The following is a 13059-nucleotide window of genomic DNA, read 5'->3' as shown; positions in this document are numbered from 1 at the left end:
ACCGCTGTCATCGAGATAGAGAACGAGCTGATCTTTTTCCACCTCCAAAGTCAGCACCAACTCCCCGTCCCCGTCCATGGCCTGGACGGCATTGAGCATCAGGTTGACCAGGATCTGGCGAATCTGGTCCGCATCGCCGTAAATCGCCGGCACGTGTGAAGCGGCCAGGATCCGCGAGGCAACCCCCTTGAACAGCTTTTGCGGCCGCAGGGAGGCAAGGGTTCCGGCCGCCAGTTCCTCCAGGTCAACCAGCGCCCGGCGTACCGGACCGCTGCGGGCCAGCCCAAGCAGTCCGCCGGTGATGCGCCGGCAGCGCCGGCATTCGGCGATAATGGCTTCGACATCGAGCCGCCGTTCATCGTCGGCGGCCATATCGGCCAGCAGCAGTTCGGCATACCCGAGGATAATCCCGACCGGGTTGTCGATCTCGTGGGAAACCCCGGCGGCCAGCTGCCCGATCGCCGCCAAACGCTCGGCCCGGATCAACTGCTCCTGAATTCGGCGCAGGTCGTCGTTGGCCTGGAGCAGAGCCCGGTTCTTATCGGTCAGCTCGGTGCGGCTGACCGCGAGGCTTTCGGACATGTCATTGAATGCCGAGGCCAGCACCCCGATCTCATCCCGGTTACGGATGATGATGCGCGTTTCGAGATCGCCCCGGGCCACGGCCCGCGCCCCCTCGGTAAGTCTTTTGATCGGCCGGGTCACCCGCCGGGCAGCCAGCGCAACCAGGGGGAGCGAACAGACCAGGGTACTCAGGGCAATGCGCAGAAAGTAGTCACGCATTTCCGCCAGGCGGCGGTCGACGGAATCGTAGGAGATCAGGTAACGCACGGCCAGAACCTGCTCTCCGGTGGGGCCCAAAGCCGGCGCCGTCAACTCAAGCACCCGCCCTCCCGCCGGCAGGGCAAGGGTATGCAGGCGGGGCTCGGACAGCGCGTAGTCGTCAACCATCCGCTCATGCAGGCGTGCGTACAGGCCGCGGTCGACGAAGGAGCCGAAAAGCGGAGAACGGTACAACAACCGTCCCCCCGCGGAGAACAGCGAAAAACCGACGAGATCTCGATTGAACCCCAGGAACTCCGAGACCTTGACAAGGGTCTCGTCCTGCTGCGGGGGGAAGGCGCCGCGAAACAGCTTAAGCAGTTCGGGGGTGGCGAAACGGGCAAAAGCCAGGCTCTGCGAATGCAGGTGATCTTCCCACTGGCGGGCCTGGTTGCGCTCGAGGATGAAAAATGTGACCAGCAGCAACAGCACCAGGCTGACGCCGGTGTAGAGAAAGAGTTTTTTACCGAGGGTTATCCGCATGCCGTCACCGACCGGAGGCTGCCGGGGGGCTGTCCTGAACAGGGGGCGGTACGGATTTGGCCGGCACGAACCTGTCCGCCGGCGCATCCCACTGGTAACTTCCCGAATCCCAGATTTTCTCCAGCTGGTTCCAGTCGAGGTGGACCCCTTTCATCGCCTCGAAAGTATCCGAGGCCAGCAGCATTTCACCGTCATCGATCCGCTGGTCGCCATTGAGGTCGGCCCAATGGTACGGGGCCACCGCCATCTGCGCCGAACCGCGTACCGAAACCGGTTTGCTGCGTCCCTCGGGGCCGACCACCACCTCGCCGACCAGCGACACCGTCTTGCCCACCGCCGCCTGCTCATCCACTTTTACCAGGTAGGCAATGATTCTTCGGTCTTCGCCCGGCTTGACGATCCAGCGAGCGGTTCCCTGCTCGTTATCGAGGCTTGAGGGGGGGGGATTGGCCTCGATCAGCTGCCAACCGACGGGAAAATGTTCCCGCAGGATGAAGCCCTTGAGACCCGCATCGGGTTCCAGGTGGATCCGCACGGGGAGCACGCTGCTTGGTGCGGCAAACTGCGGGAGCCAGCGATCGGCCGCCAGGCCGACCTGCGGCACCTCCTGCAGGCTATCCCGCCAAAAGAAAACCGAGACAGAAAGGGCGGCCAGAACGGCAACGGCCAGCAGCCAGCGATAGCGCCGGCGAAAGCCGGAAGAGGTTTCCGCAGCCGGCGCCCCCTCCGCTTCGCCGTCCTGCACAATGGCTTCGACGTCGACTTCGAGGGCATCGGCCAGGCGCAGGGCATTCTCCCGCTTGACCGTGGGATAGTGGTTGTTCTCCCAGCGCGAAATGGTATCTGTCGTGACACCGACCACTTTCGAGACATAGAGCTGGGTCAGCTTCTTGTCTTCACGAATGCGCCGTACGGCCGAACTGTCCAGGCAGACATTGGGGGGCAACGGTTGAATCATGGTCATTACAACCTCGGAAAAGGTGTGCCTGAGTGTAACAGACGGCCGATTCTGCTGCAAACAGCAAATGCCAAAGCTTTTTTTCACCCGACATACAAGTCTCACAAGTGACTGTTTTTATTGTCAGGAATATCGACATCGGGTGGCACAGAGGTAGATATCTGATGCGGCATTAAGAATTTTTCGATAAGTTACTCGCAAATTGCGGCGGGACAAACCCCGTCAACCAACCCCCACAGGAGGTATCTCATGAAGCGTCTTGTAGTCACCCTGCTTGCCACGGCTTTCGTCGCCACTGCCACCTTCGCATCCATCGCTTTTGCCGAAATCCCGACCGAAGTCACTTTTGAATCGGCCAAGATGGGCGCCGTCACCTTCAACCACACCGCCCACCAGGAAGTCGGCGATTGCGCCACCTGCCATCACACAGGCGTGGAAGCCGGATCCTGCCGCAGCTGCCACGGTGTTGACGCGGCCGCTCCCGACATGAAAAAAGTCTCCCACGACATGTGCAAGGGATGCCACAAGGAAAAAGGCGCGCCCACCGGCTGCAAGGACTGCCACAAGAAATAGACCAACCAGCACCGCAACAGAAAAGGGGCCCGGAAGATCCGGGCCCCTTTTCTGTTACAGCTTTTCGAGCAAGCAAGATCAGCGCAGCAGCTTGGCCATATACAGAAAGGTGCCGGCGACGGAAAGCGAAGCGAACAGGTTGCCGATCATGTTGGTCACCTGGGAAATCTGGTAACGAACCGGGAACGCATCCATCACCGCCGGCAGATCAAGGCTGTAAACCTGGATATAGAGCTCCGACCCTTTCCACAGGAAAATACAGACAAAGACCGCAATGAAGGCGAGGAATCCCTTGCTGATGGGGCTGTCTTTGACATTGAGGTAGATCTTGCGGATCAAATCGATATTGATCAGCGAGAGGAAGACCCAGTTGGTATTGCCGACGATGCGGATAACCCGCAGGGTATCTTCGCTCGGCACCGGGTTGATCAGGATAAAGACCAGGGAAGCCGCGACAACCCCGACCGTCACCAGGTAGACATACAGCTTGTTTCCCTCCAGTTCCAGGGTTCGGGAAAAAACGTAGTACTCCTGAAACCCGTGACTCATGACCAGGATGGAGATCGTGCCGATGATGTAGCCCATGGCCTCCACCCGCGGATCGCCGGCTCCGGGGAGAAACGGCATGGCCCGGGGCAACAACTCGCCAAACAGGATCAGGAAAAAACCGACGGAAATGCTGGTCCAGACCCGGGCGTTGCCGATACTGAAATAAAAGGACACCAGGCCGGCAATCAACCAGAGCACAACCTGCAGAATACTTAAGTCCATCCGTAAACCTCCTTCAGACGCGATGAATTAATTAACCGGAGCGGTCACCCTTCTCCGAGTACAGCCTTTGCGCCCTTTTTCATTTCATCCAGCATGGAATTGATCTTGGAAGCTCCCGCCACCAGCTTGGCCGCCTTGCTCAAACGGTCGTAGAAAACCATCAGGCTCGCTTCGTCGAGGGTATCGGAGAGATTTTTCTCGAATTCTTTCTCCACCAGCGAACCGCCGATTTTGCCCAGGTGCTGCGAGGAAACTGTTTTCATCATGGCCAGCAGGTTCTGCCGGCGTTCTTTCTCCCTGGCCCCCCTGGCCCGACTGGTCTCTTCTTCGACATTCCGGCTTCTGCGGGCAAGCTCCCCTTGAGCCTTGTTCCACAGGGCCGCAACATCCGCAGACTTCATGAGATCGGCCAGCATCCCTTCGCCGCCCCCCCTGGTGGTCAGGACGTCGATCTTGGCACCGGGGAGACGGGCCACCGACATCGAGGTGTCGGCCGTCGTCTCGATCTCGGTCGAACCGTCGTGAAAAAAGCCGAGGGGACTGCCGTCGCGATAAAAGATCAGCGCGACCCGGTCGCCGGTATAAATGCGCAGGCAACCGCTCATGGCCATCTCTTTCAAGCGCCCGAGCAGCGCCTTGATATCGATCAGCTTGAGTTCCTGCCCCTTGTAGAGAAGATCGCCATGCAGCAGCGCGTGGACGCTCAGGGCGAGTTCGGGAGCCAGGCGATAGACGTTAAGCCGCCCCTGCCCCTCGAGGGCTTTTTCAAAGATGCTGGCAATGGCGTCATAGGCGATCAGCCGCTGACTGGCGCCTTCGAAGAGGGCACTGATCAGCCGGCCATTTTCGAAAATGATGACGCCGGTCCCTTCGACAAAATCAAAACGCAGATAGCCGCAAAACTTCCCCGCCTGCAGCTTTTCCAGTGCTGCCGGAAGATTGATTTTGCCGGGATTGACGTTTTCTTTGACTGGATTTCCCTTTGGCAGTAGAACCATTGGCATCCTCACCTGTGGCCAGTTGTTGAGCGAAATGATAAATATTCAATTTTTTAAACTATTTAGCGCACAGTGTCAAGAATTAACCGTTAACCGACCCGCGCCAGAACACTGCGCAGAACACGCCGCCGCAGCTGCCCCCAGCGACTGCTGCCGTCCGCCGACAAGAAACGTCCCGGCGGGCCGCCCTCGAGCCCGACCAGCAGGAATTCGCGATACAGCTCTTCGGGCAGCCGGTCTGAAACCTGGCGCCAGCACTCGGCAAAGGGGGTGTCGAAAAAATCCGGGACACTCTCCACGGAGCTTTCGTCCCCATCGACATCGTACAGATGCAGCAGCATCGTCGAGTCATCACCGTCGAGCCCGGTGGTCGCCGTGCTCATAACCAGCACCCCCTGGTCCGGCAGCTCCTCGGCAATCCCGGTCTGCTCGAGCAGCCCCTGCAGGCAGTCGCGATGCATGAAACCCCGCCGGCGGCTGCGGATATCCTGAAAAAACTGCCCATCGGTGCCGTTCATGGCCTCGCCGCAGACCGGACAGGCCGTCAGCAGTCGCCGGACTCGGCGCGCCGGGACGTCGGCGAAACCGGCCTGGCACTGATTGAGGGGAAGCTTGGTGGCGCGGAAACGATCAAGGACAAAACGGGACAATTCGTGCAGCTGCCGGTGGACCAGGGTAGTGCGGGCATGGGTCAGGACGGGGTAGACCCGGTTGCTCAGGTTGGTGACCAGGCTCTCGACCTTGGGGCTCTTGGCGATGAACTGGTCGAGCACCTGGTAGCCCCGCTCCTCGGCGGCGAAGACCAGAAACTCCCTCACCCCGAGATTCTCCCGCAGGCGCAGGCGGCCATCGATCAGGCTGGGAAGCAGCCACATCTTGTCCAGGCCCTGCCCGGCCTCCTTGAGGGTGCGGGCCAGCGACGCCGTATTCACCAGCGACGGCCGGTCCTTGACCGGCACCAGCACCAGGTCCGCCGCCAGCAAGGCGCTGCGGGTGAAATAGTCGAGAATCGGCCGGGTATCGAGAATGAGAATCCCGGACAGACCCGAGCGGCCAAGGGCCCCGGTGAGCCAGGCCGGATCGTCGCCGAAAGGGGCAAGCGCGCTGTCGGACGCCAGAAACTGCACGCCGTACTCGCCCAGGCTGGCCAGCTGCGCTGCCGGGACGCCGTTGAACAGGTCGGCCACCGATTTGCCGCGCTGCGATCCGATGGCGAACATGCTGTCGACGCTGAAATGGTTGTCGAAGGAGGCGATGGTGACCGGCAGGTCTTCGTCCAGTGCTTTCAGGTAGACGGCGAGGTTGGTGGCGATCGTAGTCTTCCCAACCCCGCCCTTCTCGCTGGCGACAGTGATCACGAACGGATAGTCCCCCGCCATCGGCCTTCTCCTCAGGCAGACTCCTGCTCTGCCAGTTGCAGTTCTTCCCAGCGCTGATACAGGGAATCGATTTCGTCTTTCAGCCGGGCGTGTTCGGTCGACGCCTGCTTCCAGCCGTCGGGATCGCGGTAGAGTTCGGGATCGGCCATACGGGCTTCGACTTCGGCCAGCGCCTGCTCCTGGATCTCGATGCGCCCCTCCAGCTCGGCCAGCTCCTTCTGCCGGCGGCGCTCGACCCGCTGGGCCTCTTTGCGTTCCTCGTTGCTGCGTTTTCGCTCTTCCTTGTCGGGCGTTTCGCCGGCAGCTGCCGCCCCCCCCTGCCCCAGCTCCACCCGCTGCCGGGAGTGGCTGAGATCCCCCTGCGACTGGCGCAGGCGGAGAAAATCCTCGTAATTGCCGAGACAGGAATCGATATGGCCGCCCTTGACCTCGATCACCCGGGTCGCCAGGGCGTCCACGAAATAGCGGTCATGGGAGACGAAGACCAGGGTCCCCTGGTACTGTTTCAGCGACTGCAGCAGCACTTCCTTGGACTGCAGGTCGAGGTGGTTGGTCGGTTCGTCCAGCAGCAGCAGGTTGGCCGGCCGCAGCAGCAGGATGGCCAGCGCCAGCCGGTTGCGCTCGCCGCCGGAGAGGACCGCCACCTTCTTATGCACGTCGTCGCCGCTGAAGAGGAAGGTTCCGAGAATATCCCGAACCTTCGGCACCATGTCGAAGGGGGCCGCGCTGGTGATTTCCTCGATCACGGACCGGACCGGATCGAGCACCTTGGCCTGATCCTGGGCGAAATAAGCCAGCATCAGGTTATGGCCTTCGACGCGGGTGCCGTCTTTGGGCGCTTCGTCGCCGGCGAGCAGGCGCATCAGGGTCGACTTGCCGGCCCCGTTGGCGCCGACCAGGGCGATGCGTTCCCCCTTTTCCACCGTCAGGTCGATGGCATCGAGCACGGTGAGCGGGCCATAACTCTGCACCACCCCTTTCAGTTCGAGGGCGATGCGCCCCCCCTTGGGCGGCTCGGGAAATTTGAAAGCAATTTTCTTGCGGGCCGGGGGAACCTGAATGCGCTCGATCTTCTCCAGCTGCTTGACCCGGCTCTGCACCAGCGAAGCCTTGTTGGCCTGGTAGCGGAAGCGGCTGATGAACGCTTCAATCTTGCCGACCTCTTCGTCCTGGCGCCGCTTGGACTCGACCAATGCCGCGACCCGGGCCTCCCGTTCGACCAGGTACTTGCTGTAATTGCCCGGGTATTCGGTCAGTGCGCCGTTCCAGACCTCGACAATCCGGCCGACCACCTGGTCGAGAAAGAAGCGGTCGTGAGAAACCAGAACCACCGCAAAGGGATAAGCGATCAGGTAACTTTCGAGCCAGTCGCGAGCGGGCAGATCAAGGTGGTTGGTCGGTTCGTCCAGCAGCAGCAGGTTGGGCCGCTGCAGCAGCAGCTTGGCCAGGGCGATGCGCATCTGCCAGCCGCCGGAGAACTGCTCGCAGGGCTTTTCCCAGTCCGGCTCGGAAAACCCAAGACCCCGCAGCACCTTGGCGATTTCGGTCTCCATGGTATAGCCGCCGCGCTGGCGGAAGGCCTCCTGCAGGGTCGCGTAACGATCCATGTCGGCCTGGGCATGGCGCTCGGCGATGGCCTGTTCAAGGCTGGCCAGCTCCTGCTCCATCCGCAGCAGCTCGGCGAAGGCCTCGCGCACCTCGGCGAAGAGGCTGCGGCCGCGGTGCTCGAGACCGTCCTGCGGCAGGTAGCCGAAGGTGGTGCCGCGCGCCACCTGCACTTCGCCGGCGTCCGGGCTGACTTTGCCGGCCAGCATCTTGAGCAGAGTGGTCTTGCCGGCGCCGTTTTCACCGCACAGGCCGATCCGGTCGGCCGGCCGGATGTGCCAATCGATGCCGGCAAACAGACGCCGGTCGGCAAAGTCTTTGATGACATTCTTAAGTTGCAGCATGGGGTTTTTATATCACAACCACAGGCCCCGTAAAACCTTGAATTTTCCAAGGAGGATATTCTCAGTTTCCCCTATTCAAGGAGCCGGTTCTCTGTTATAGTTTCGGCACTTTAAAGCGGCCCTCCGTCCGGCACCCGGATGTCGAGCCGGTCCGCGCCTTCATACGCCTCCATCGAGCCCAGGCTCTGGATATAGGAACCATCGCAATCAGGGGAAACCGGGCGAAAGCGTCGGTGCCCCACCGAACTCCGCGTAACAGCGGCTGACGGTGCGGCAACCCGCCATCACCTGGCCCCCAACACCCCGGCGGACGAATGTTTCCCGCCGGAAGCCACCCATTGAGATCCTCCCGAGGGCGGATCAGAAAGAACACCATGAGCAAAAAGATGCTGATCAATGCCTCCCATCCGGAGGAACATCGGGCCGTTATCGTCGACGACGGGGCCCTTACCGAACTGGAAATCGAAGTCATCGGCCGGGAACAGACCCGGGGCAACATCTACAAGGCGGTTGTAGTCCGGGTCGAAACGGGACTGCAGGCCGCCTTTGTCGATTACGGCGCCGACCGTCTCGGCTTTCTACAGATGGGTGAAATCCACCCCATCTGCTACCGCCAGAACGAAAACAACGAATCCAAGGGACGCCCGCGGATCAGCGACGTGCTGCACCGCGGCCAGGAGCTGCTGGTCCAGGTCGTCAAGGAGGAGCGCGGCACCAAGGGCGCGGCCCTGACCACCTTCCTTTCCCTGCCGGGGCGCTACATGGTCCTGATGCCCGAAAGCGACACCAAGGGGGTTTCCCGCAAGATCGAGGAAGAATCCCAGCGCAAAAAGCTGAAAAGCTCGATGGCCTCGATGAACCTGCCGGGCAACATGGGCTATATCGTGCGCACCGCCGGCATCGGCCAGACCAAGGAAGAACTCAAGCGCGACTTCGACTACCTGCTGCGGGTCTACGAAAACATCCAGGCCCTGGCCAAGCGCTCCAAGGCGCCGGCTTTGGTCTACAAGGAATCGAACCTGGTCATCCGCATGATCCGCGACTACTTCAGCGCCGAGATCGATGAAGTGCTGGTCGACGATCCCAAGGTGTTCCAGGAAGCGAAAGATTTCTTCCAGCAGGTCATGCCCGAATACGCCCGACTGGTCAAACTGCACCAGGAAAAGCGCCCGATCTTCTCCCGCTACCAGATCGAGGAGCAGATCGAAACGATCAACAAGAACAAGGTTCCCCTCCCCTCCGGCGGCTCCATCGTCATCGACTCCACCGAAGCGCTGGTGGCCATCGACGTCAACTCGGGAAAAATGGCTTCGGAGCAGGGGGTCGAGGCGACCGCCTACAAGACCAACATGGAAGCGGCCGCCGAAGTCGGCCGCCAGCTGCGCCTGCGCGACCTCGGCGGCCTGATCGTCGTCGACTTCATCGACATGCGCGACCGCAAGCATACCCGCGAAGTCGAAAAGTGCCTCAAGGACGCCCTCAAGAACGACAAGGCCAGGGTCACCGTCGGCCACATCAGCAGCCAGTTCGGCCTGCTCGAGTTGAGCCGTCAGCGGATCAAGACCACCCTGGCCGAAGGCGCCTTTCTGGCGTGCCCCCATTGTGAAGGGAGCGGCCGGATCAAGAGTGTCGAGGCCCAGGCGGTGGCGTTTCTGCGCAAGCTCCAATCCGGCATCGCCAAGGGGCAGATCGGCACCGCCGAAGGGGATGTCCCCCTGGATGTCGCCACCTACCTGCTCAACACCCGCCGGGAAGAACTGATGCTGATGGAACGGCAGCACCGACTCTCCATCGTCATCAAGGGGAGCCCGGAGCTGAAATCGGGACAGTTCGAATTGAGCTTCCTCAAGCGGGAAAAAGAGGAGCAGGCCGCTGAATACGTCGATGCCACCTCGGTGACCCCGCTGTCGCTGGAGGAAATCGATCGCCAGGAGCCGGAAACCCTCGAGGTAAAGGCCGAGGAAGCGCCAGTCGCCGAAGGGGCGGAAGAAACCGGCAAGAAGAAACGCAAGCGGCGCCGGCGCAAGAAGAAGAGCGGCGATACCACGGCGGCTGCCGGCGAACCGGGTGATGCCGAAACCGAGGAAGATGAGCAGGAAAACGAAGACCTTCCGGACGACGAAGAAGCCGGCGTTCCTTTTGCGGCGGACACCGAATCGGACATCGAACCGGACGCCCCGGCCGAACCGTCTGTAGCCGCAGGGGACGAGCCCAGAACCGGCAAGAAGCCGCGCCGCCGCCGCCGCAGGAAGTCGGCGGCCGCCGCGACGGAGCAGGCAGGAGCAGAGACCCCGGCCGGCGAAGAACAACCGGAAGCCGTCGCCGTCGAGTCATCCCCGACAACGCAGCCGCTGAGCACAGTCGAAACACCGGCAGAGCTTCCGGCCGACGCCGCAGAAGGCAAGAAGAAGCCGGCCCGCCGCCGCCGGAAAAAACCGGCTGCCGCCGCAGCGCAGGCAGAGGGCACAGCCGCTGATCAGCCGCTGGCGGCAACGGAAGCCCCCCTGGCAGAAGCGGGACCGGCTCAAACGCCGCCCCCCACTGTGAGCGAAGCGGTGGCCACCGAAGCGAAACCGGCCATCCCGGAAAAGCCGGCCGCCGATGCGGCGAAAGAACCGGCCGCTGAAAAACCCAAGCCGGCCCCCAAGCGACGCGCCCCCCGCAAAAAAGCGGAAACGGGTGCCGCTGAGCCGGCGAAAGAAACCGTTGCCGAACCGGCTGTAAGCGAGGCCAGTGAACCGGCCGCTGAAAAGAAAAAACCGGTGAGAAAGCCCAGGGCGAGCAAACCGAAAACCCCGGCGGAAGCCCCTGCCGAGGGCGCGGAGGAAGCGAAGCCGAAACGCCGCGCACCGCGCAAGAAGCCGGCGGAACCGGTCACCGAAGAATAAGTTCCAGAACGAGATACTGAGGGGGGGCTATCCTCCCTCAGTGCTCAGAGCTCCGGGCATACGGTACACGTGCCACGCCAGTCTTTATTGTTGTTACTGTTCGCCATCCCAGCGACCTACCGAACGCGCTGAACACTCTGATATTATTGCGGTGAAGGCTTGCCTTTACTTCCAGCCCACACCGACGTTGTCGATTACAGCGCGCTCGGCCTTATATTCACTGACGCCAGTGAATCCACCCATCCAGACCTTCAGCGCAACACTTCGTCTCGGCTAGTTGAAACATTCAGCCCGCCCTGAACACACAATTAAGTCTTTGCACCGTGAAGCAGCACTGCTCTCCCTCGCCCCTGCCGAAAGAGTCGTTTGAGGTCGAACGAAACTACCTCCATTTTTTCCTGACCTTCTGATTTTCACCTTCGACTCACAGCGTCCATCAAGCATTATTTCTGTATAAATTCGCGAACCTTCATAAGTAAACCTGATTCGGTAAAGGGCTTGGTGAGGTAACCGTTGGCGCCACAAGCGCCAGCCAGAGCGCTAAGCTCTTCCTTCGTTTTTGCCGACATCAGCACGACCGGGATATCCCGGCTCTTCCTGTTGCTTTTCAGCGATTTGAGTTTTTCATCACCGGTCATCAACGGCATCATGACATCAACCAGAATCAGGTTGGGCAGAGGATTGGTGTAAATCAGGCTGTTCGAGTAAAGGCCGCAATCCGTAGCATCAACCTCGAACCCCGCATTGGTCAAAAAATGGCTGGTGATGTCTAGAATCACGCTGTCATCGTCGATCACAACAATACGTTTTTTCATTCCTGCCCCCCTTGAAAATGGCCACGCCTTGTCAATCATTGCACCATATTCAACCCATGGAGATATGTACTTCATTACATGCTGTCGTAAATCGCCCTAAGCGTCTTGGATCCTCTGAATGTAGCCTGGCAGGTAAATTTACTCATGAAGTGTACCATCATTTTAGCGGCTGTCGATGGAGGTACGTTGTTCAAAACGATAAACCCCGACATTTCTGCCACTGTGAGCATGGTATCCCAGCGCCTACCAAATGACGGCACTGACGGAATCCCAGTAAATCCAGGCAAAATCCGCTTCGCGGTCGACTATCGTTAGAGACAAAAAGCCCCGAATCGATTGATCCGGGGCTTCCCTTCATTCAAACTTGGTTCCCTTTTCAGCAGATTCGTCCAGATCGGCGACAATCCAGCCGACGTCGAAACTCTGGCCGCAGGACGGGCAGATCAGGCCGATCTTGTGCCCTTTTTCCTGTTCGCGCAGATAGACGTGGAACCCTTTCTCGTAGCCGCAGACGCGGCAGACCCTGAATTCATTCATAGCCACCTCCTGAATGGTTAATGGTCAACTTCCCCAGCGAAAAAATAAACTCCTTTGCCCGCAGCCGCCTCAGCGCTGGCAAGCCCGGCAGAAATAGGTGGAGCGCTGGCCGATGCGGCTCTGGCAGATCGCCTCGCCGCAGCGGGGACAGGGCTTTCCGCTGCGCCCGTAAACCTGCAACTGAATGGCAAAATAGCCGGGGCGCCCATCACTGCCGCTGAAATCGCGGATGGTGGTGCCGCCGGCGGCGATGGCCTCGCCGAGAACTTCGCGGATGACGGTGGACAGCAGCCGGTATCGGGCCAGCCCCACCCTGCCCGCCGCCCTTCCCGGAGCGATGCCGGCGCGAAACAGGGCCTCGCTGGCGTAGATGTTGCCGACCCCGACCACCACCTGCTGATCCATGATGAACGCCTTGACCGGCGCCTTGCGCCCACGCGACAGCCGGTGCAGGTAATCGCCATTCTGCGCCGCATCGAAAGGCTCCGGGCCGAGCCCGGCCAGCAGCGGGTGCCGAAGGGGGTCGTCGGCCGTCCACAGCAGGGCGCCGAAGCGGCGCGGGTCGTTGAAGCGCAGGCAGCTGCCGTCGGCAAAAACCAGGTCGACATGATCGTGACGACCGGCGGGGCTGATCTGCGGTACCACCCGCAAATGGCCGCTCATCCCCAGGTGCAGGATGAGGCTGCCGTCATCGCAGCGCAGCAACAGGTATTTGGCCCGGCGCTGCACCGTAAAAATGGTCTGTCCGGCCAAAAGCTCGTCCAGCCTCTCCGGAAAGGGCCAGCGCAGCCCGGCAGTCCGGGTGATCACCGAGGCGATGCGTTTCCCCTCGACCAGCGGCGCGATCCCCCGCCGGGTCGTTTCGACTTCAGGCAGCTCCGGCATG

11 protein-coding genes are annotated in these 13059 nt (G+C 61.0%); 2 read left to right on the top strand and 9 right to left on the bottom strand.

Going from position 1 to position 13059, the window contains the following annotated elements:
• On the bottom strand, window positions 1-1305 hold a 1305-nt coding region (locus ABYV89_RS02140), incomplete at its 3' end, for a sensor histidine kinase (protein WP_432821274.1).
• A gap of 4 nt (window positions 1306-1309) precedes the next feature.
• Window positions 1310-2269, bottom strand: a complete 960-nt coding sequence (locus tag ABYV89_RS02135; protein ID WP_432821273.1) for a helix-turn-helix transcriptional regulator — start codon at window positions 2267-2269, stop codon at window positions 1310-1312.
• 243 nt (window positions 2270-2512) lie between these two features.
• Between ABYV89_RS02135 and ABYV89_RS02130 the strand changes: the two genes are divergently transcribed.
• Complete coding sequence (locus ABYV89_RS02130) at window positions 2513-2836, top strand: cytochrome c3 family protein (protein WP_432821272.1); 324 nt, start codon at window positions 2513-2515, stop codon at window positions 2834-2836.
• A gap of 78 nt (window positions 2837-2914) precedes the next feature.
• Here the strand turns inward: ABYV89_RS02130 and ABYV89_RS02125 are convergent, their stop codons facing one another.
• From ABYV89_RS02125 to ABYV89_RS02110, 4 genes are all read right to left on the bottom strand, one after another.
• On the bottom strand, window positions 2915-3607 hold the full coding sequence (locus ABYV89_RS02125) for a hypothetical protein (protein WP_432821271.1): 693 nt from the start codon (window positions 3605-3607) through the stop codon (window positions 2915-2917).
• A 44-nt stretch (window positions 3608-3651) separates the two neighbouring features.
• Entirely contained in the window at window positions 3652-4605 is a 954-nt protein-coding gene (locus ABYV89_RS02120) for a GTPase-activating protein (RefSeq protein WP_432821270.1), read from the bottom strand.
• An 89-nt stretch (window positions 4606-4694) separates the two neighbouring features.
• Window positions 4695-5984, bottom strand: coding sequence for a ParA family protein (locus ABYV89_RS02115; protein ID WP_432821269.1), 1290 nt, complete (start codon window positions 5982-5984; stop codon window positions 4695-4697).
• 11 nt (window positions 5985-5995) lie between these two features.
• Window positions 5996-7933: an ABC-F family ATP-binding cassette domain-containing protein gene (locus ABYV89_RS02110; RefSeq protein WP_432821268.1), complete on the bottom strand. Its 1938-nt coding sequence runs from the start codon at window positions 7931-7933 to the stop codon at window positions 5996-5998.
• A 374-nt stretch (window positions 7934-8307) separates the two neighbouring features.
• Here ABYV89_RS02110 and ABYV89_RS02105 point away from each other — a divergent pair, with 374 nt between their 5' ends.
• A complete protein-coding gene (locus ABYV89_RS02105) occupies window positions 8308-10821 on the top strand; it encodes an Rne/Rng family ribonuclease (RefSeq protein WP_432821267.1) in 2514 nt (837 codons plus the stop codon).
• A 443-nt stretch (window positions 10822-11264) separates the two neighbouring features.
• On the opposite strand, the gene ABYV89_RS02100 is transcribed toward ABYV89_RS02105, so the two are convergent.
• The 3 genes from ABYV89_RS02100 to mutM all read right to left on the bottom strand — a co-directional run bounded on the left by ABYV89_RS02100 (window position 11265) and on the right by mutM (window position 13058).
• Window positions 11265-11636 carry a response regulator gene (locus ABYV89_RS02100; protein WP_432821266.1) on the bottom strand — a complete coding sequence of 124 codons (372 nt, stop codon included), beginning with the start codon at window positions 11634-11636 and terminating at the stop codon, window positions 11265-11267.
• Window positions 11637-11990: 354 nt separating this feature from the next.
• The gene (locus tag ABYV89_RS02095) at window positions 11991-12173 is read right to left on the bottom strand and encodes a hypothetical protein (protein ID WP_432821265.1); all 183 of its coding nucleotides are present in this window, start codon (window positions 12171-12173) and stop codon (window positions 11991-11993) included.
• Window positions 12174-12242: 69 nt separating this feature from the next.
• Window positions 12243-13058: a bifunctional DNA-formamidopyrimidine glycosylase/DNA-(apurinic or apyrimidinic site) lyase gene (mutM, locus tag ABYV89_RS02090; RefSeq protein WP_432821264.1), complete on the bottom strand. Its 816-nt coding sequence runs from the start codon at window positions 13056-13058 to the stop codon at window positions 12243-12245.
• Window position 13059: the final 1 nt, after the last annotated feature.

This window comes from Trichloromonas sp. (assembly GCF_041583255.1).
In the GTDB taxonomy this organism is placed as follows: Bacteria; Desulfobacterota; Desulfuromonadia; order Desulfuromonadales; family Trichloromonadaceae; genus Trichloromonas.
The sequence above is the reverse complement of the archived record's forward strand: the minus strand, read 5'-3'. Positions and strand labels throughout refer to the sequence as shown.